Below are 20,751 nucleotides of genomic sequence, written 5' to 3'. Positions count from 1 at the left end.
TCGCAATCGTAGAGTGTTATTAGTTTGCCTCTGTATATGCGTACACAGCATAAAGAAGGGGTACTTGCTCATTTGGATAGCAGGATTCACTATAGCATAAAAAGTTTTCAGGATTGATAACCAATAATTCATCTAATCTGCTAACATCGCCGCCCAATTTTGTGTAAGATATCCAGACTCTTTTCGTTTCATTCATCCAAGCTTATCCCTCAGATGATTTTTATAAGACAATTATAGGACAGTTCTCACATGGCGTTATCACTCCAAAAAGACAAAATCCGGTTTTTATTGCTTGAAGGTCTGCACGACAATGCTTTAAAAGTATTAAAAGATGCTGGTTATCAAAACATTGAAAATATCAGTCATGCATTGGATCAAGATGAGCTGATTGAAAAGATTAAAGATGCTCATTTTATTGGTATTCGCTCGCGCACGCAGCTGACACGTGAAGTGCTTCAGCATGCACATAAGCTTATCGGCATTGGTTGCTTTTGTATTGGTACCAACCAAGTAGACTTAGATGCTGCTCGTGAATTCGGTATTCCGGTCTTCAATGCGCCATTCTCAAACACCCGTTCGGTCGCTGAGTTGGTACTTGCTGAAGCCATCATGCTCTATCGCGGTATCCCTGAAAAGAGTGCCACTGTACATCGCGGTGGTTGGGGTAAGTCTGCGACTAACTCACATGAAGTACGCGGCAAAACCATCGGTATTGTCGGTTACGGCTCTATTGGCTCGCAGCTGTCTGTATTGGCTGAAAGCTTTGGCATGAAAGTTATCTATCATGATGTTTTGACCAAACTGCCACTAGGTAATGCAGTCCAAGTAGCTAGCTTAGAAGAGCTGTTATCTACTGCTGATATCGTGACTTTGCATGTACCTGATCTGCCAAGCACACGCTACATGATGGGCGCGGCGCAGTTTGCGCATATGAAAGACGGCAGCTACTTTATCAATGCCGCGCGTGGTACTTGTGTTGAGATTGATGACCTTGCTGCCGTGCTTGAATCTGGCAAAATCTTGGGTGCAGCAATTGATGTGTTCCCAAAAGAGCCAAAATCTGCTGATGAAGAGTTTGAGTCACCACTGCGTAAGTTCGATAATGTCATCTTGACTCCGCATATCGGTGGCTCAACGCAAGAAGCACAGGCAAATATTGGACTGGAAGTTGCAGATAAGTTTGTGCGATATTCTGACCAAGGCGATACGGCAACGGCGGTCAACTTCCCAGAAGTATCGATTCCGTTTAAAGAAGGCACACATCGCCTGCTACATATCCACAAAAACGTACCAGGCGTCCTGTCACAGATTAACCGTCTGTTTGCTGAAGCAAATATCAATATCTTGGCGCAGAGCTTGATGACAGAAGGCAATGTCGGCTATCTCGTTATGGATGTCGATTATAACGACTCAACCGCGGCTTTAGATCAGTTAAAAGACGTTCAAGAGACAATTCGTGTGCGTATTTTGTTTTAAGTTTTGTAATAACAGTTTGAATTTATAGTTAGCACTATAAATAGCGAATAACAAAAAAGAGAGGTTCTATTCATAAGAGCCTCTCTTTTTTTATCGCATTTTACATATTTCTAAGGCATAAATTTAGCCAGCTTTAGTTTTATTGGCTGCGTCTGCTTGACGGCGAGCTTCGATCTTAGCTGCTTTGCGCTTCTCAATAACATCAATGACGTCACTACCGATATGGGCTTCACCACGTTTTTTTGCCAATTGCATTTGATGCTCACGCTCACGAAAGCGTGCTTTTTGCTCGTCAGTCGCTTTATCGATACAGTGCGGACATGACTCACCCTTTATGTAGGCAGGGCTTTGCATCTCATCTTGCGTAATCGGCATACGACAGGCAAAACACTGCTCATAACTACCTTTTTCTAAGTTGTGATTGACTGAGACACGGTTATCAAAGACGAAGCAATCGCCTTCCCACATAGAATCGCTGGCAGGTACTTCTTCTAGATATTTTAAAATGCCGCCCTCTAAATGATAAACCTCTTCAAAACCTTGCTCGCGCATAAATGCCGTTGATTTTTCGCAGCGTATACCGCCCGTACAGAACATGGCGACTTTTTTATGCTTGCTTGGGTCTAGCTCTTTTGCCACGTATTCTGGGAATTCACGAAACGTTTCGGTATTAGGATTGACCGCATTTTGGAACGTGCCAATTTTTACTTCATAATCATTACGCGTATCAATCAGGATGACATCAGGGTCTGAGATTAGGGCATTCCAGTCGCTTGGCTTGACATAGCGCCCTACCGACTGCAATGGATCGATATTCTCCACACCCATCGTGACAATTTCCTTTTTAAGCTTTACTTTGGTGCGATAAAAAGGCTGAGCATCGGTATAAGATTCTTTAAAAGTAAAACTGCCAATCTCTTCGATACTACGCAGATAGTCTACGACATTATCGATACTTTGGCGTGTGCCAGAAATCGTTCCATTAATACCTTCACTAGCGATTAGCAACGTACCTTTGACGTCGTTATCGAGCATGGTATTTAGAATTGGGTCGCGGTATTTTTCAAAGTCAGCAAAGCGCGTAAACTTATAAAGAGCGGCAACGACAATATTATTGGTCACGCTGTCGTATTCGGTCGCATGGGTTGATGCTTTTACGTTATCAGTCTGTGAGGTACTCATATTTTTCTCCTGCTGGCTAGGTCGCAAACCTAGTGCATTGGGTTTAAGGTGCTTTTTATCATTAACGGTTAAAATGAGTTGGTAAGATTCATAACACTAGCACGATTGTGGCATTGGCTAATGCGCGCGTAGTGTAACAAATTTTAGGAATATCTTGGGTGTTTTATCCTTCTTAAGCCAGATATAGGCGATGATAAAAATAGTCAATAAAAAAGCCCAGTAAAATACTGAGCTTTTTGCATATTCATTGTATAAAGTAAATTATAGCTTATTTACTCTGAAACCAAGTATCTGCTTTGCTGCGAGCACTAGCGATATCAGCACTGGATAAGTTTAATGCCAATTGACCAATTTTGCCACGGGCTTTATTACGGACTTTTTCATCGAGCATGCCATCACGGGCAGCCAAGTCGTACCATTTATAAGCATCGACTAGATTTTTTTGCTTTTCATCTAACAAGGCAAGCGTATAGCTAGCACGGTTATCACCACGCATAGCGGCTTTTTCTAACCAACCACGCGCTTGTTGTAGGTTTGGTTGTACACCTTCACCGCGCAAGTACATGATGGCTAAGTTAAGCTGAGCAGGGGCAACGCCTTGCTGAGCCGCTTTGGTATACCACTGAACCGCTTGTTTGGTATTTTGAGCAATGCCTTCGCCTTTTTGCAAACGCTTGGCCAGATAAAATTGAGCATGATCGTTACCTTGAGCCGCGCGATTAGATAGCTCGCTAATAGGCATTAGCTCAAAACGTGACGTATCGAGTGGTACGTTTGATATTAACTCAGCGTTGGCAAAACCTGCAAAAGAAAAAATGGCAGTAAACAACGCAGCTTTTAATAATTTCATAGCAGCTCCAAAATTAGGCAGTTAATAAGCAAAAAAAATTGTCCCGCTAAACATTGTCTCGCTAAAGACAGTTAAACGGCGATAACAATTAGGCGACATCTTGCAAGACCAACTTACCTAATTATTAGCAATATAATTAATCGTTATCATGTGCCAATAGATTCCAATAAAGCCGACAAACGGTATTAATCGGGGTGCAGTTGACACTATTTCGCTAGCTTAACACCCAAACTTACGAAACTCAAATACTAATTACACGATTTACTGCCTATCTATACCTCGTTGTCCTCAATAAAATCATAGAGTTACTTAGGTGTAAGAATAGATTAAGACTCTATTAAGGTTAAGGTTGTACTTATGGGTGTCAATATTACTTTTAATAAGAGCTAGCAGTAGCAAATATCATTTAAGTTTTTGTTTGGTGACGCGATAAATAGCGACATCTGCCAATAGGTTTGGCGCTTGTCTTATCAATGCTGTCATCAACGGTGAATGCCCTTTTTCAGAATCACTGACTGCAAAACGATTGATAATATGAATATCATGCTGCGCGCACAGTTTCTCAAAATCTTTAAAGGTGCATAGATGAATATTTGGGGTGTTGTACCACTCATAAGGCAGCGCTTCTGAGACCGGCATAATACCTTTCAAACCCAAATGTATTCGGTTCTGCCAATGGGCAAAATTAGGAAAAGTAATAACCGCTTCACGAGCGACGCGCAGCATATCAAGCAACAGTATATCGGGCGATTTGACTGCTTGTAGTGCACGTGCCATTACTACAGTATCAAAACTATTATCAGCGAAACGTGCCAAGCCGTCATTCAAGTCTTGCTCAACAATGGATAAACCATTAGCGATGGCTTCATTGATTTTGTCCTCGTCAATCTCAAGTCCATAACCAGTTACGCCGCGATTTTGCTGTAAATGCGCGAGCAGCTCGCCATTACCACAGCCTAAGTCAAGCACATGTGAGTGTGGGGCAATCCAACGCTCAGCCAATTGATGATCCATTCTCATGAGCGCGCTCCTAATGTTTTTTGACTGTTTTGGTCTCGGTTATCAGTCATAAATGGTGCGTTTAGGAAGCCTTTGACAGCGCCCATATAACGCGGAATATCAAATAAGAAAGAATCATGCCCGTGCGGCGCATCGACATTGATATAGCTGACCGGTTTGCCAGTCGCCATCAGCGCATCGACAATCTCTTGTGAGCGTTCGGGAGCAAAACGCCAATCCGTGGTAAATGACACAATCAGATACTGGCATTCAGTATGGGCAAAGGCGGCTTTCAATGCGGTCAGCTCTTGATGATTGCTTGCACTTATATTGTCGATATCCGCACTGTCCGCTAAAGTATTTGCTAGCTCGTCTTCGCTACTATCTGCTTTTACAGACTCAGCAAGAGACGAGGCTAAAGATTCTGGCGACGAATCTATAGCAGACTCTAATGGATAATCCCGTGTCGGGTCAAAGTAATCTAGCGCTTTGGTCATGAGCAAATAGGTATTGGCATCGAAATTTTCGCTAAAGCGCTCACCTTGATAGCGCAGATAGCTTTCGACTTGGAACTCAACATCATAGCCATACATAAACTTGCCGGACTTTAAATCACGGCCAAACTTGGCTTTCATTGCATCGTCAGTTAGATAGGTAATGTGTCCTACCATTCGCGCAAGGATAAGCCCTCGGCGAGGGTAAGTGCCTGCTAGCAGATAGCGTCCGTCTTTAAAGTCAGGATCAGATAAAATAGACTGGCGTGCCACCTCATTAAAGGCAATATTTTGCGCAGACAGCTTGGGCGTACTGGCAATGACCACGCAGCGTTTTAAACGGTTTGGGTAATCTACTGACCATTGCAGAGCTTGCATACCGCCCATTGAACCACCAACGACGGCATGCCAGACGTCAATGCCCAAGCGATCTGAAAGCATGGCTTGGGTCTTGACCCAGTCTTTGATAGTGACCAGAGGAAAGTCAGGTCCATATACTTGTGCTTGACTGCTATCTGGATTTATTGTCGTGGGACCAGTAGAGCCAAAGCAGCTACCGATATTATTGACACAAACAACAAAGAATCGATTGGTATCAATGGACTTATTGGGTCCGATCATATTGTCCCACCAGCCAGCTTTTTGATCTTCATCGCTATGAAAGCCTGCTGCGTGATGACTGCCTGATAGGGCATGGCAAATAAGCACAGCATTTGACTTGTCGCTATTAAGCGTACCATAGGTTTCGATAATCAAATCGAATGATGGTAAAGTGCGATTACACTCTAGAGTTAATGGCTCAGCGAAATGAAGAGTCTGGGGCGTGACGACTCCGACTGAGTTCAATAATTCCTCAGTGTTGATTGAGCTTTTAGCATTGCCTTTAGCATTGCTTTTATCTGTGGCGGACTGGTCACTGGTATTATCAGGGCGTGCGTTCAAAGCTACCTCACAAGACAACAATCATCAATAAAATAAGAAGGACACTGTATCGACAACTCGTTTTGCCGATATTTTTAAATGGTTTACTAAAAGCGTTTTATCTACACTGTTTTTTTGACCATGTGCTTGCCTATTGTAGGGCGATGCGCATATGAGTACAACCTTCAAGCGCAGCCTTTCATACTTAGTTTTTATGTTATTAAGCCAATCGAAAAAAATGCTGGGTCATTGCTACAAGTTTTAGGCGCTATCGACGTAGGCGAGTAGTGATAACTGCGTGTCAAATTGTACAAGGACACTTTTGCCATGCGTTATAAAGGGTTAAAATGCTACACTAACAGCGTGCTCATTGAATACTGTCTTAACAATCTTTTGTAGAGCTTCCTTCATCAACTTAACTATAAAACAGTGCTGCTATGAAACCTGACCTGCCTCCCCGTATTGCCGTTTTACTTGTCAACCTTGGTACGCCAGATGAGCCGACCGCGCCAGCTGTCCGTCGTTATCTCAAACAGTTTTTGTCCGATCCGCGCGTGATTGAAATCCCAAAATTCTTATGGGCGATTATCCTCAATCTGTTTGTGCTGCCAAGTCGCCCGAAACGGGTAGCAGAAGCATATGCCAGTATTTGGGATGGCGATTCGCCAATGCGCAATATTCTTAACGCGCAAGTTGAGATGTTAGACAAGCGTTTGGCTGAACGGGCTGCGCCATTTCGCGTGTCTGTTCATGCCGCGATGAGCTACGGTAATCCGGGTTTGCCTGATGTCATGGATCAATTGCGTAGCGAAGGGGTTGACCATTTCGTCATGTTACCCGTGTTTCCGCAGTATTCGGCGACTTCAACAGGTGCGGTTTATGATGCGATTACTAAGTGGTCGCTGAAGCAGCGTAATTTGCCCAATATAACGATAGTCAAAGATTACTTTGCTCATCCTTTATATATTAAAGCATTAGCAGATAGCATCCGCCGTTTTCAAGCGGTACATGGCAAGCCTGAAAGGCTCATGTTTAGCTTTCACGGTATTCCGCAGCCTTATGCTGATAAAGGCGACCCGTACCCGAAACGCTGTAAATGTACGGCGGCCCAAGTGGCTCATGAGCTTGGTCTAAATCCAGATGAATGGATTATCAGTTTCCAGTCACGCTTTGGTAAGCAAGAATGGATTAAGCCCTATACTGATGTGGTACTCAAAGAGTGGGGCAACTCAGGTGTACGCTCGGTACAGATTCTTAGCCCTGCGTTTTCGGCAGATTGCCTAGAAACCTTGGAAGAATTGGCTATCGAAAACAGCGAGACTTTCCTGCATGCTGGCGGGCAAGAATACCATTATATTCCAGCGCTCAATGCTGACGAAGCACATATAGACTTGTTAGAGGCAATGAGTGCGCCATTGGTAAAAGGTTGGGCAGGGACTCTGGATGGTTGGGCATAAACGTTTTTAATATCAAATGAATATTCAAAAAAATACCGAACATCACGTTCGGTATTTTTTATCAATAATTTTCTAAAAGTACTATTTAAAAGTCATTGTCATGGCTTAGTTTTGCCGCGTCTTTGTCAGCAATGTCGGCAATACTGGGGTAATGGCTATCATCTAAATTCTCTTCAACCAGCAACTCATCAATACGTGATTCATCGATATTTTGATGATGTACAGGGGTAAGACCTTGAGTTGCATCACTTCCGACTTGCGAATTATTAAATCCTGCATCATCGTCAAAGTCATCATTGTCGATAACATGCAGCATAGGATTGTCTAAATCGACCTCTTGGCTACCTTGGTTATCTTGACCTTCATCGATATCATTATCAATATTTTCATCACCTTCGATGTGATTCATCTCTTCTGGTAGCGGGGTTTTTGAGTGTTCCATACTGTCTTCCTTAGTTTTTATAGTTAACAAGCCTAGTAGGGTTTAAAGGTGGTCGTATAGCTATTTTGTCCGCTTATCATCATTGCCTCTAGTAGTAAGGTGTCACAGGATGTTAAAAATATGTACGAAGGTTGCTTATTTAACCGTAAAAAAACGGCTGCCAAATCTTGGTAGCCGTTTCAATATTGTCATGTTACTTTTGAACTTTATAATCTAAATTTATTTAGTACCGATTTTACTATTGATAAAGCGCATTAATGAGTCAGGTGCGACTTGCGACGCTGTATGCAGCATTTTAGCGGGAAAGCCAATAGGATAGTGAGTCCGTGACAGCTTGCGATTCGGCTGAGCGCTTAATTTACACAAGGTTTTAGCCACATCGTCAACGGTTAGATTGATGCCCAAACGGTCGATACTGGTGACCTTGATGTCTTTCGTCATGTCGGATTTTACCCACAATGGCATGACATCAATCACTTTGATGCCTAGCTCAGCGTATTCAATGTTTAGCCCTTCCGTTAAACCGCGGACAAAGAATTTACTGGCAGAATAAGGTGCCACTTCAGATTGACCATATATCGCTGAGGCAGATGAGAGATTGATGATTTTGGCATTTTTGCTGTCGGCTAAATGCGGCGCTAGCTTATGACAGCCGATGAGCACACCTTTACAATTGATATCAATCAATGACAATTGCTTGTCCAAGTCGGTATTGGGCAACGCGCCACTCACCAATACGCCAGCATTATTAATCAAGACATCAATACCACCAAAATTCTCCAGCATATGATCGATTGCTGTATCCCATGCTTCAGGGTCAATGACATCTAGATGACCATGGACGAGACGATTGCCTTTTAGCGCTTTTTTAAAAGTTTTATCATCAATCGCACGCTCAAGCTCAACCGTGTCAATATCAAAAAGACCGACGTTATGACCTTTTGCGAGCAATCGTTTTGCTGTCGCTAGACCGATACCGCGTGATGCACCCGTAATGAATATATTCATAATGACTCGCTTAATGATTGGTGATAAATGATGCCTGAAAAAATGCGCTAATTTTTAGTATAGCAAACTCTCTATTAAAAGTTAGCGCTAAGACAAATGCTATCATGACCAGTGTTTGCTACGCTTGGCATGATGAATAGCGCTTATTAGGTGGCAAGCGTCTTTCAAACATAATCGGTTTGAAACGCCATATATAGGTCAATGCAATCGCGTAAACGCCAGTTTCTGCCATTTCTTCAACGATCTCTCCCAAACCTTGAGGAATCATAATCGCGTTTTCGCCCATATATTCTAATAATGCCAACCCCACTATCATAAGATATAAATAAATCGGCACCGATTTTAATACTGCCCAGAGATAACGCCAGGTATACGCTAACAAACCCACGATAAGCAGATAAACTATAAGAAGCACCGCATCTTCCCACCAGTCATAGGACTGATTTAACAGTGAAAAATCGCTAGCAATAAACAACTCGGGTAAATAGTTTAACTCGCGACGGATCACCGCAAAAAACGTCAATACTGATGCCAGCCAAAAATAAAGACTTTGCTTGCTTTCACTCTGCACTACATATTGCACGCAACGTAATATACAGGCTATCAGTAAGATAATGCCGGGGATTTCGATAATGCCATCTGCAGCCAAAATAAGCGCTCCTGATTTTTAGAATAAAAAAAGTGAGCGCTAAGGCTCACTTTAGACTAAAAAATAATTTGGGAAAAAATAAGATAGGTTTATTATACCGACAATGATGATACGCGACTGTTTTTTTTAGTTTACGCTGCGAGTGTCAAGTATCTTAAATAGCATTAAACCTACTTAAAATCTCCTTAAGAATCAATGCGCCTCATCCCAATTCTGACCACAATCCGTCTCAACCAATAGCGGCACTGCAAAATTGACGTTCCAGCCTTTTTCAACTGCTGTTGCTGTCAAGACATCTTGCATAGCATCAGTAATCAATTGGCTTATTTTATCGACCTTGTCGGCATCCACTTCGAACACCAGCTCATCATGAACTTGCAGTAGCATTTTTGCCTGCTCTTTAGGTAGTACTTTGTCGACGGCAATCATAGCAAGCTTAATCAAGTCAGCTGCAGAACCTTGTAATGGCGCGTTAATTGCTGCCCGTTCAGCGCCTTGTTTGACCATGCGATTGCTATGATTGATATCAGGGGTATAAAGCTTACGACCCAATATCGTCTCGATATAGCCATGCTCATAAGCGCTGGCACGAGTATTGATCATATAGTCTTTGACGCCAGGGTAGCGCTCAAAATACATATCGATATAGTCTTGCGCCTCACTACGGCTCATCTGTAACTGTTTGGCCAGTCCAAAGGCGCTCATGCCATATAGCAGACCAAAGTTAATGGCTTTGGCGTTACGGCGCTCGGTTGCTGTAACCTCTGCGACCTCTTTTCCTAGTACTTCGGCGGCAGTGGCGGCATGAATATCTAGCCCTTCATTAAAGGCATGAGTGAGATTTTTATCACCTGAGAAATGCGCCATCAAACGCAGCTCAATTTGCGAATAATCCGCCGCTAATATGACTCGACCTTCTGGCGCAATAAATGCTTGACGAATCAAGCGACCAGTAGCGGTACGAATAGGAATATTTTGTAAATTGGGATCAGTCGAAGATAAGCGCCCAGTACTGGTCAATGCTTGATGATAGCTGGTATGCACACGGTCAGTCTTGGCATCTGCCACATTATCCAGCGCATCGGTATAAGTACTTTTAAGCTTAGAGAGTCCGCGATACTCTAGGGTAATATCGACTAATGGATGGTCGATTTTTGATAAGACGGCTTCACCGGTAGAATATTGACCGGTTTTGGTTTTTTTGCCACCCACGACGCCCAGCTTATCGAATAACATCTCGCCAAGCTGCTTAGGAGAGCCAAGATTAAACTCTTCACCGGCGACTTCGTACGCACGTTTTTCTAGGGCAATGATTTCTTCATCAAAGCGTTTAGATAGCTCGTTTAAAAACGGACGCCTAATTAAGATACCGTTTGCTTCCATTTGGCACAGTATCTCTGCGGTTGGAATCTCTAATTCATGTAGTAGCTTAGCGTTATTGGTATCATCAGCAAGCTTTTGACTAAACAGCTCAAATAATTGATAAGTAATGTCAGCATCTTCACAAGCATAGTCGCTAGCAATATCAATCGCCACTTGATCGAAACTCACTTGCTTAGCGCCTTTACCAGCGACATCTTCAAAGCTAATGGTCTGCGTTTGCAGGTAATGCCGTGCCAAATCATCCATGCCATGACGGGTAATGGCAGCATTAATCACATAGCTGGCAAGCATGGTATCCATCGCCCAATTGTTGGGCTTGTCATGAATATTGCCTAAGAGGTTTATGTCATAAAGGCTAAGAATATGGGCATCATACTTTAAATGTTGACCGATTTTACCGATGTTCGGGTTTTCTAAAATAGGCTTTAAACGCGCCAAAACGGTATCGCGGTCGAGCTGTTTTGCTGTTAATTCATCGCCTTCTAGCGCATGAGTCAGCGGAATATAATAAGCTTCGTGTGCTTGCACAGCAAAAGACAAGCCAACCAATTCAGCCTGACGCCAATAGACACTCGTGGTTTCGGTATCGATAACGAAATGCGGCGCAGATGCTAACAATTGAACTAAGTTGTCAAAGGCAGGCTCGTCTAAAATAGTATGCCATGCTCTATCATGAATTTTGCTATCGCTAATATCACCGATAGTGCTTGATTGTAGGGATTTAGCGATTTGCGCTTGTGACTCAGCATCAGCCTGACTATGAGCAACACTTTGCGTGCCATGCCCATTACCATTGGCTGGATGATTAGGGTGATCAAGTGACGCTAGCTCATTCCTAAATTCGAGCTCACTATATAGCTCACGTAGCTCATCGATGTGGGCGCAAGGATCAGTGTTTATTTTTAAATCTTGCCAGTCTTGCCCCACTTCTAAATCAGTGACAATGGTTGCCAGCTGCGCGTTCATCGGAATATCATCGGCATATTCGAGCAGGTTTTTGCCAGCACGCCCTTTGATATTGGCGACGTTTTTGAGCATATTATCGATATTGCCATATTCATTGAGCAAATCTTTGGCGGTCTTTTTACCAATACCGGGTACGCCTTTGATACCGTCAGAGGAATCACCCATTAAAGTTAAAAAATCAATCATTTGCTCAGGATTGATACCGAATTTTTCAACCACGCCAGCGCTATCCGTCATCTTGCCTGTGAAGCTATCTTCTAGTATTACGCAGTCATTAATCAGCTGCATCATGTCTTTATCACCAGTTGAGATAACCACGTGATGCCCTTCGGCAACTGCACGATAGGCGAGCGTACCGATGATATCGTCGGCTTCTGCGCCTTCGATACGTAACAGTGGAATCCCAAGCGCAGTGACCAAACGATGAATATAAGGAATCTGCTCGGCAAGCTCGATATCCATTTTTGGACGATTGGCTTTGTACTCTTCTGACATAGCATGACGAAAGGTTGGTGATTTGGTATCAAAACAAACGGCCATATGGGTTGGATGATAGCGGCGCATGAGCTTTAAAAGTGCATTGAGCGTGCCACGTATTGCATTGGTGACTAGCCCTTGCGAATTCTGCATGGTTTTTGGCAGCGCATGATAGGTACGAAACAGATAATAAGAGCCATCGACCAAAATAAAAGGTGGCTGGTTTTTGTCCACATGCGTGGTGTCCATTGTCGCCACATTGGGCATCGTTGCAAAATTTGGTAGCGTATTGGGATTAATAGGCGAGTGGGAGTTGTGATCGTTGGCAGTCATAGAAAGTCACTTATCAGGTTTTGGGTCGCAAGTATTGGTCAGTAAATATTGTGCAGTAAGTATGGGATAAAAAGATACCCTCATTATAACGATAAAAGCGCTGCGTGCCGAATAGATGATGAATGAATAGAATGTATAAACAGTTATGATGTGTAGGACCTAAAATGATAATTCATAAAAAAAGAACCCAGATCAACTGAGTTCTTTTTATCATTGTAACTATTGTAGTTACTAGAAATTTATTTTACTTCTGAGGTTACTTCGCTATCGACATTACCATGGGTCGCTTTAGAATATGGGCAGACCTTATTGGCTTTCTCAACCAATTGCTGAAACTCATCCGCTGATAGCTCTGTATTTTCACCGATAACGTGAATTTTAACGGCCAATTTAAAGTCTAGACCTTCGCCTTTCTTTAAATCTACTGATACTTCAGTAGTAGAATCAAACTTTGCTTTTTCTGCCCCTTTGACGGCACCAAGTGCACCATCAAAACAAGCAGCATAGCCCATAGCGAACAGTTGCTCTGGGTTATTACCGTCTTTACCAGAACCAGGTGCAACCATATTGATGGTTAAATCGCTGTCTTGTACGCTAGCTTTACCTGCACGGCCACCAGTGACAGATGCTTTGGTCGAATATAGGGTTTCCATAATGTATCCTTTTATATAAATTGTTTTCCATCATTTCTAGGTAGTATTTTTGAGTCTTGTTATAGCTAGTTATAAAATAGCCCATCTAGCATACCAGAGGATAAGACAAGCTTCATATAGCGGTAGTAAAAGTATGATATGAATTTGTAAGTTAGTTTTCTCAGTAAAATCATATTATAACTAGCTCTCTATCAGTAGTCGTTCAGTAGTCGTTGCAATAAAGTGAAGGCGATAAGACTGATTTAGTCGAAACAAATCGTTGCTCATACAAACAGCTTGTATCTATAGATTTATTTATGAGCTGCTTGCCATGCGCCCATCGAACCAAGATAAATATCGATGTTTTCAAAACCTTGGCTTGCAAGCCATCCTGCGGCTATTGTGGCCCGTGCTCCGCTAGCACACATCAAGGTATAATGATGTTTCTTATCAAGTTCACGGCAACATTTGTTAAGATGTCCAACGTAAATGTGTTTTGACCCCTCGATTGCGACAGTATCTCGTTCGTCGGCATCACGGACATCGAGTAGGGTCCAGCCCTCAGTGTCATTCTTTAGACGAGCTTCAACCTCACTAGTATCAATCATAGGGGTTTGCTGCATTTTTTCACCTTTCGCAGCAGCGGGAACCACGCCGACATAGCCACCTAATACGTTATCAAGGGCAATTCGAACCAGATGCTCCATAGCCGTGGCGAGTTGTGCCTCATCAGAGGCAATTAATGCCAAGCTTTCGCCTTCGTGGATGTACCACCCGGCAAAGGCTGAAATCATGCTCACGGGTAGGCTCATCGCTCCAGATAAATGACCGGAAGCATAAGCCATCGGCTCACGAATATCAATCAGATGATCGGCACCGCAGCTTTTCAACTCCTGTAGCGAAAAGCTGCGCGGTCGAATAACAGACGGAGGTGCAGTACCGCCCTCCATGTTCAAGCGCTCCATCAGTCTGAAATAAGGCGGCTGATAATGATTTTCGCTGACCTTAAAGCTGATAAAGGCGTCGCGATCTGTGAATTGTAAACGTGGGTTATTTAATCTTTCATGACCGACACTAGAGAATTCACGCTTTGCCATACCTGATCCGCAGACAGAGCCCGCGCCGTGTGCAGGATGTATAATGGCCTGATCACCTAGTGCTAAGATTTTTTGTAGCGAATCATAGAGTAGACCTGCGACTTCCTCATCTCTATCAGGATAGAAGTCAGTACGGCCAACGTCACCGACGAATAGGGCATCTCCGGTGAAGACCGCCACAGCTTTATCGGGGTAAGCTGTGTCAAATAGAGCATAGGCAAGATGGTCATCAGTATGACCGGGCGTTTCTAAAACGCGTATTTCAAGCTGACCGATGGTAAAACAATCACCATCGCGCACCGTTTGGGCATAGACGATAGGCTGTTCTGGGTTCGGACCGTGAAGAACACTGGCGCCGGTCATTTCTGCTAGAATCGGAGCACCGGAAACAAGGTCTTCGTTGCGATGAGTTTCGAAAATATGTGTGATTTCTAACCCTTGTGCCCGTGCCTTTTCTACATAAATAGCGCAGTCACGGCGAGGATCTATCACTGCAGCTTGACCACCTGACCCCACCAGATAAGATAGATGGGCAAGCCCAGGTGTCTTAATCTTTTCAAGCAACATAACTGTCTCCTTCTAATAATTTTACAATGACTAACATATGATTGTTTTTATCTCTTTTAATAAAAATCTTTGAATAATCAATGTTGTATGATGATGTTTTGATTGTCAAACAGGTTTCTTATACAATTAAATGAGTGTTTTGTAAAAATCATGGATCTAGATAAGTGGTGTAAATAAGGCTGTTGCAAGCTAAGGGATGAATAGTATATTAACCATAAATCCGCTACAATACGCGCACCAAAATCCATCACATTTACTGTTAGACCTTTTCTAAATTCTTGTTTTTTTCTTCCAAAATTTAACGATAAGTTATTCATTATGAGCGTAGATCCAAAGAAATTAAATAAAGAAGTGGCCAAGCGCCGCACCTTTGCCATCATCTCGCATCCTGATGCTGGTAAGACTACGATGACCGAAAAGCTGCTGCTATGGGGTAAAGCGATTCAAGTAGTGGGCGAGGTCAAAGGTCGTAAAACCGACCGCCATGCCACATCTGATTGGATGAGTATGGAGCAGGAGCGTGGTATTTCTATTACCACCTCGGTCATGCAGTTCCCTTATAAAGAACATATGGTCAACCTGCTAGATACACCGGGTCACGCTGACTTTAGTGAAGATACCTATCGTACTCTGACCGCTGTAGACAGTGCGCTGATGATGGTCGATGGCGCAAAAGGTGTCGAAGAACGTACCATCAAATTGATGGAGGTTTGCCGAATGCGTGATACGCCCATCATCTCATTCGTCAATAAACTTGACCGCCAGATTCGTGAGCCGCTTGAGCTATTGAGTGAAATCGAAGCGGTATTAAAGATTAAATGTATTCCTGTCACTTGGCCTATCGGTATGGGACAGGATTTCGTTGGTGTCTATCATTTAACCGAAAACAAAACCTATTTTTATGAGAAAGGTCATGGCGGTGATATGACGGTCGCTGAGACGCGCGAAGGCTATGATTATCCTGATATCCGTGAGCGCTTAGGCGCTTTAATGTTCGCCTCGTTTGAAGAGTCATTAGAATTGGTACAAATGGCGCTAGAAGACTTCGATGTTGACGAGTTTTTAGCCGGTGAGATGACACCCGTATTGTTCGGTACAGCGCTAGGTAACTTTGGCGTCAATATGGTACTTGATACTTTAATCAAATATGCGCCGCCACCAAAAGCGCATCCGACTAATGAACGTGAAGTAGCGGCGACTGAGACAACGTTTAGTGGTTTCGTCTTTAAGATTCAGGCAAACATGGATCCGCGTCATCGTGATCGCATTGCATTTTTACGTGTCTGCTCAGGCAAGTACGAAAAAGGTATGAAATTAAAGCATGTACGTTTAGGTAAGGACGTACGTATTGCTGATGCCTTGACCTTTTTAGCAGGTGACCGTGAAGCGTTAGAAGAAGCCTATCCGGGTGATATCATTGGTTTACACAATCATGGCACCATCTCTATCGGCGATAGTTTCACTGAAGGCGAAGAGCTCAACTTTACCGGTATCCCGCATTTCGCCCCTGAGCTATTCCGCCGTGTTATTCTAAAAGATCCGCTTAAATCAAAAGCCCTGCAAAAAGGTTTACAGCAGTTGAGTGAAGAGGGTGCAACACAGGTCTTTATGCCGCAGATTAATAATGATTTGATCTTAGGCGCGGTTGGTGTACTACAGTTCGAAGTGGTCGCCCATCGTCTCAAAGAAGAGTACAAAGTACAGTGTATCTTTGAGCCAGTATCGATTGCGACCGTTCGCTGGATTCATTGCGATGACGAAGTGGCGTTAGCCAAGTTTAAGCGCAAAGCCCATGACCAACTATCGCTAGATGGCGGTGGTCATCTGACTTATCTTGCGCCATCACGGGTGAACTTGCAGCTGATGCAAGATCGCTATCCAGAAGTGACGTTTAGCAATACGCGTGAGCACTAAAATCCATTATGCCACTTTGCTTAATCTTAAAAGACACGTTATCGTGTCTTTTTTATTAGCTTATCAAACAGCGTATTATTGATTTTAATCCCTATGATTCTAGAAAAAACACGAACAGTGTTCCTACAATATAGGACAAAGGTTACGGTAGAATATCAGTAAATCTTATAGATATATTAAAGAGGCTATATGAAAACTGCTAATAAACGTCCTATTATTGAGTCACAATCAGTCCAGCAAGCTTCTACGGATGCGGGTAGGCTGCGTTTATTGTCAATAGTAAGTAGTGCGTTGCTGTTTGGCACGTTAAGCTTCTCAGCATATGCCGGTAGCCTTTTTAGTAGCACAGAGTACCTCGATTATCAGTTACCCAAAAAACTACAAGAAACCTGTGCGGCGCGTGATAACTGTCCGGAGATTGAAGTTAAATATCTTAAAACCAATTACAAGTGGATAAATGATATCACCAATCAGCGTATCAATACGCTGGTTGTAAATAGTAAACCCTCTGAATCTGCGCCTATCACTACCAAAGCCACTCCAGCTGCTGTCAAAAGCGCGCTTGATGGTTTTGCTGCCTCGCAATTTAATGAGCTACCGAGTGACAGTGCATTTGCCTACAACCTAACGGTGACACCTGAGTATGTGGGTCATATTAATGATTTTGAGACGATCGAGATAAGCTCATATGTCTTTACTGGCGGCGCACATGGCATGCCATATAGCGAATATCTAGTGTTTGACCAGAAGACGAAAAAACAAATTAAACTGGCTGATATGCTGCAAAGCGGTAAAAAGCCACAGTTTAAGGCGCTTGCCTATAATGCTTATAAAGACTGGGTGAAAACGGTCGATAAAGATGTGAAAAACTACGAAAAAAATTGGCCATTCACCTTAAGTGATAACGTCACATTGACGGATAAAGGGATTGATATTCGTTATCAGCATTATGCTATCGCTCCCTATGCCTATGGTATGCCAGTGCTTAGCATTCCTTATAGTAAGCTTAGCGGTATCATACAACCGCGCTTTATCCCTAAATAATATAGCTATAAACGTCAGATACAATAGGATGGATCAGCTAATGACCATCATGAATATTTAATAATAAATAAGGAGTCATCGCATGACAAACGATATCGATAATATGAATGCCGCAACGACCAATACATGGCAGTTGAATGCCTTGACAGAGGCACTTGGTGATCTGACATTAACGGTCACTGACAGCCTCTCTGTGGGCCGTGGTAGTGATAATGATCTGGTACTAGGTAGCAAGCAAATTTCACGCAATCATGCACAATTGAGTGTCTTAAACGGTCAGCTATACGTAAAAGATCTAGAGTCGTCAAACGGCACTTTTATTAATGATGAGCGTATTGCTGCCAGTGAATCGAAGCAGTTAGCAGCAGAGGATACGCTTGGGTTTGCAAGCTTTATTTTTCAGGTAAATAAGCCAGTGGCTGCTACTGTTATTCATGAGCAAGTAGAGATTGATAAGCCAACGTTAATGTTGAGTCCTGATACTGAAATAGCACCTATTGTTGAAGCAGAGCCAGTGGTTAAAGAAACGATAATCGAAGAGATATTACCTGTCGAAAATTCTTTAGAAGCAATGCCTATTGCTGCTGTGCAAGCAGAGCCGATTGTTAGCGCTGCTCAAACAGATGAGTCAGTGATTAAAGAAACAGGCATCACTGATATCTTATCCGCCGCAGATAAAGCTGAACCTGTATTGAGCGAAGTAGAATATAGTCCTACTGAAACTTCAAGTGTCCCTAGCGTGGCTGCTGAGCCCGAAGTAATAGAGTCTATCCCAACCGAAACTACATCAATGCCTTCTGCTCATCAAGAATCACTTGTAGAGCAGCCCGTCTTAGCTGATGAGCCTTTGCTACATAAAGACGCTGTATCCGAAACCCTTTCAGAAACGTCTCCTGTAAGTGAGGCGCCAGTCATTGAAGCAGCTATTGAGCCAGAGCATGACAAAACCACTAAGACGGCCTTGCAAGAAGAAGCAGATCCAGATGTACTGCGTGCTAAACAGGCAGCCACTTCACAGTTTTCGGGCACAGCCAATCTAGGTCAATCTCGCGATTTGGGTACTACAGGCAATAATGCGATGGATCAAGCACTGGATAACCCTGCCACTACTGGAGCAGTTGAAAAGAAACCGAGTGGTAGTTGGTTTATATGGGTGTTTGTCGCGATTATTATTATTGGCTTAGCCCTATGGTTGTTTAATACAGGCATGGTATAGCCAATTTTTAACAAGAGAGCTATCTTTGTTTATTTAAATAATAAATTGGCCAACTGGTAAAAGTTGTAGTTGATTTGCTTTAAGAGATTAGTGCTATGTTAGGATAAATTTTGCATCGCTTTAAATAGTAATTTTATAGCGAACAAGTTTTATCTTAGCATCGTAGGAATCACAAGTTTTAACGGTATCTTTTAAAAATTCTGCCGCTGATAAGTATTAGCGCTTGGCAGGTTTACACAATTATTGAATGTTTCTAGCAATGAATAACCAATCCAAAGAAGTTAAGTGACTAGGTTTTTTGGCTAAAAGATAGACCGTTGAAGTAAGAGCAGTAAAAATAACTATTTTCACAAAATAAAAACCCTTTTATAATCAGCTGCTTGAGATTTTTTATTAAAATAAAGCCAAAAATACTAAAAAAGGGCTTGCGCATCTCAAAATATTTGATAGAATAGCCACCACTTTGAGAGAACAAGCCGACTTAGCTCAGTTGGTAGAGCAACTGACTTGTAATCAGTAGGTCGCCAGTTCGATCCCGGCAGTCGGCACCATCTCTCTCAAAGTAGCTTTTTATGAATATGTCTTAAACTAAAGCCATTTTTGTTTAAAGCAACCTAAGGTGGGATTGGGGAGCGGTCAAACCCAACAGACTGTAAATCTGTCGCGAAAGCTTCGAAGGTTCGAATCCTTCTCCCACCACCATATTTTTCTAAGTTCGTCTTAGCGCCAAGCATACTCTATATCAATCCATGATTCTTTATCAGAGTCAACCCAGATAAGAGTAAATGCGGGTGTGGTATAATGGTAACACCTTAGCCTTCCAAGCTAATGACGCGGGTTCGATTCCCGCCACCCGCTCCATATATGTACCATTGCACAAATCATCAATACTCATCACGACAGTCAGTTATTATTGCTGTATCGTGATATTTTTTTTAGTGCAACTTAGTGGTTGGCTACTGTAGTTGTTAAAAGCACGCTCATATAGCTCAGCGGTAGAGCACTCCCTTGGTAAGGGAGAGGTCTTGAGTTCAATTCTCAATATGAGCTCCATTTATTGTTCCATTATTTATATTCGCTTTGCTAGTGCTTGTCCATAGCTCAGTATTGGTATCAAAATTATAAAATATCGAAAATTATACATACAGTGTGGCAGAGAATAATTCAAAGGTGACACTGAGGTGTTGCCTTTTTGCGCTGTCAGTTTATTAGTAGGTGTTATCTTTACCTAATAAATGAGCTGTATAAAGAATTAAATAAATAAGAGTTAGATAAAGTAGTGCAATAGCAGTACTGTATATTAACTTGTCATGTTCAACAGATTGAAAAGCACGTATAATGCCCCTATTTATACGCTTAACAGCTAAAATATCGAATATAAAGATAGTATAGCGTTATAGCTAGTATTTTAATAAATATTGGTTTAATAGAAAAAACACAGTGTCAACGGTTTGATGGTCATACATCATAAGCCGTCAAACAGTTATTTACCGATCTTTGATTGATAAATATTCACCAAAAAAAGAGGAAATACCCATGGCAAAGGCCAAGTTTGAACGTCTAAAACCACATGTTAACGTCGGTACCATCGGACACGTTGACCACGGTAAAACCACCCTTACCGCTGCAATCGCAACCGTAGCT

General features: G+C 42.6%; 16 protein-coding genes and 4 tRNA genes. 10 read left to right on the top strand and 10 right to left on the bottom strand.

Translation table 11 applies throughout. The features are described 5' to 3' along the window. The first annotated feature begins 249 nt into the window (after nt 1–249). Nucleotides 250–1,476 carry a phosphoglycerate dehydrogenase gene (gene serA / locus FQ083_RS03185; RefSeq protein ID WP_149408810.1) on the top strand — a complete coding sequence of 409 codons (1,227 nt, stop codon included), beginning with the start codon at nt 250–252 and terminating at the stop codon, nt 1,474–1,476. Nucleotides 1,477–1,599: 123 nt separating this feature from the next. Here the strand turns inward: serA and FQ083_RS03180 are convergent, their stop codons facing one another. From FQ083_RS03180 to FQ083_RS03165, 4 genes are all read right to left on the bottom strand, one after another. Continuing rightward, nucleotides 1,600–2,658 carry a rhodanese-related sulfurtransferase gene (locus FQ083_RS03180; protein ID WP_149408809.1) on the bottom strand — a complete coding sequence of 353 codons (1,059 nt, stop codon included), beginning with the start codon at nt 2,656–2,658 and terminating at the stop codon, nt 1,600–1,602. Between the two features lie 268 nt (nt 2,659–2,926). Continuing rightward, a complete protein-coding gene (locus FQ083_RS03175; RefSeq protein WP_149408808.1) occupies nt 2,927–3,508 on the bottom strand; it encodes a tetratricopeptide repeat protein in 582 nt (193 codons plus the stop codon). A 402-nt stretch (nt 3,509–3,910) separates the two neighbouring features. Further along, nucleotides 3,911–4,528 carry a methionine biosynthesis protein MetW gene (gene metW / locus FQ083_RS03170; protein ID WP_149408807.1) on the bottom strand — a complete coding sequence of 206 codons (618 nt, stop codon included), beginning with the start codon at nt 4,526–4,528 and terminating at the stop codon, nt 3,911–3,913. Next, nucleotides 4,525–5,847: a homoserine O-acetyltransferase MetX gene (locus tag FQ083_RS03165; protein WP_149409147.1), complete on the bottom strand. Its 1,323-nt coding sequence runs from the start codon at nt 5,845–5,847 to the stop codon at nt 4,525–4,527. The genes metW and FQ083_RS03165 overlap by 4 nt, the downstream gene beginning before the upstream one ends. Before the next feature lie 512 nt (nt 5,848–6,359). On the opposite strand from FQ083_RS03165, the gene hemH reads away from it, so the two are divergent. Then, on the top strand, nt 6,360–7,379 hold the full coding sequence (gene hemH, locus FQ083_RS03160; protein WP_149408806.1) for a ferrochelatase: 1,020 nt from the start codon (nt 6,360–6,362) through the stop codon (nt 7,377–7,379). 85 nt (nt 7,380–7,464) lie between these two features. Here hemH and FQ083_RS03155 read toward each other — a convergent pair whose 3' ends face one another. The 6 genes from FQ083_RS03155 to FQ083_RS03130 all read right to left on the bottom strand — a co-directional run bounded on the left by FQ083_RS03155 (nt 7,465) and on the right by FQ083_RS03130 (nt 14,933). Next, nucleotides 7,465–7,821, bottom strand: coding sequence for a hypothetical protein (locus tag FQ083_RS03155; protein ID WP_020442752.1), 357 nt, complete (start codon nt 7,819–7,821; stop codon nt 7,465–7,467). 219 nt (nt 7,822–8,040) lie between these two features. Continuing rightward, on the bottom strand, nt 8,041–8,829 hold the full coding sequence (locus tag FQ083_RS03150) for an SDR family NAD(P)-dependent oxidoreductase (protein WP_149408805.1): 789 nt from the start codon (nt 8,827–8,829) through the stop codon (nt 8,041–8,043). Between the two features lie 118 nt (nt 8,830–8,947). Continuing rightward, complete coding sequence (locus tag FQ083_RS03145) at nt 8,948–9,478, bottom strand: hypothetical protein (protein ID WP_149408804.1); 531 nt, start codon at nt 9,476–9,478, stop codon at nt 8,948–8,950. 192 nt (nt 9,479–9,670) lie between these two features. Beyond that, nucleotides 9,671–12,637, bottom strand: coding sequence for a DNA polymerase I (polA, locus tag FQ083_RS03140; RefSeq protein WP_149408803.1), 2,967 nt, complete (start codon nt 12,635–12,637; stop codon nt 9,671–9,673). Between the two features lie 239 nt (nt 12,638–12,876). Beyond that, the gene (locus FQ083_RS03135; protein ID WP_011512788.1) at nt 12,877–13,290 is read right to left on the bottom strand and encodes an Ohr family peroxiredoxin; all 414 of its coding nucleotides are present in this window, start codon (nt 13,288–13,290) and stop codon (nt 12,877–12,879) included. A 290-nt stretch (nt 13,291–13,580) separates the two neighbouring features. After that, the gene (locus tag FQ083_RS03130; RefSeq protein WP_149408802.1) at nt 13,581–14,933 is read right to left on the bottom strand and encodes an MBL fold metallo-hydrolase; all 1,353 of its coding nucleotides are present in this window, start codon (nt 14,931–14,933) and stop codon (nt 13,581–13,583) included. 318 nt (nt 14,934–15,251) lie between these two features. On the opposite strand from FQ083_RS03130, the gene FQ083_RS03125 reads away from it, so the two are divergent. The 8 genes from FQ083_RS03125 to FQ083_RS03090 form a co-directional block, all read left to right on the top strand. Continuing rightward, on the top strand, nt 15,252–16,847 hold the full coding sequence (locus FQ083_RS03125) for a peptide chain release factor 3 (protein WP_011512790.1): 1,596 nt from the start codon (nt 15,252–15,254) through the stop codon (nt 16,845–16,847). A gap of 189 nt (nt 16,848–17,036) precedes the next feature. Then, nucleotides 17,037–17,891 carry an RsiV family protein gene (locus FQ083_RS03120; RefSeq protein WP_149408801.1) on the top strand — a complete coding sequence of 285 codons (855 nt, stop codon included), beginning with the start codon at nt 17,037–17,039 and terminating at the stop codon, nt 17,889–17,891. Nucleotides 17,892–17,973: 82 nt separating this feature from the next. Next, entirely contained in the window at nt 17,974–19,107 is a 1,134-nt protein-coding gene (locus FQ083_RS03115) for an FHA domain-containing protein (protein ID WP_149408800.1), read from the top strand. Nucleotides 19,108–19,582: 475 nt separating this feature from the next. Continuing rightward, nucleotides 19,583–19,658 (top strand) — tRNA-Thr (locus FQ083_RS03110). Between the two features lie 67 nt (nt 19,659–19,725). Continuing rightward, nucleotides 19,726–19,809, top strand: a tRNA-Tyr gene (locus tag FQ083_RS03105). A gap of 85 nt (nt 19,810–19,894) precedes the next feature. Continuing rightward, nucleotides 19,895–19,968 (top strand) — tRNA-Gly (locus tag FQ083_RS03100). A gap of 117 nt (nt 19,969–20,085) precedes the next feature. Further along, a tRNA-Thr gene (locus FQ083_RS03095) sits at nt 20,086–20,160 on the top strand. A 483-nt stretch (nt 20,161–20,643) separates the two neighbouring features. Further along, nucleotides 20,644–20,751 (top strand): GTP-binding protein (locus FQ083_RS03090; RefSeq protein WP_227679051.1); only part of this gene is annotated, 108 nt, incomplete at its 3' end.

This window comes from Psychrobacter sp. ANT_H59, from assembly GCF_008369225.1.
GTDB classification, from domain to species: Bacteria; Pseudomonadota; Gammaproteobacteria; order Pseudomonadales; family Moraxellaceae; genus Psychrobacter; species Psychrobacter cryohalolentis.
This window is presented reverse-complemented; position numbering and strand designations above follow the sequence as displayed.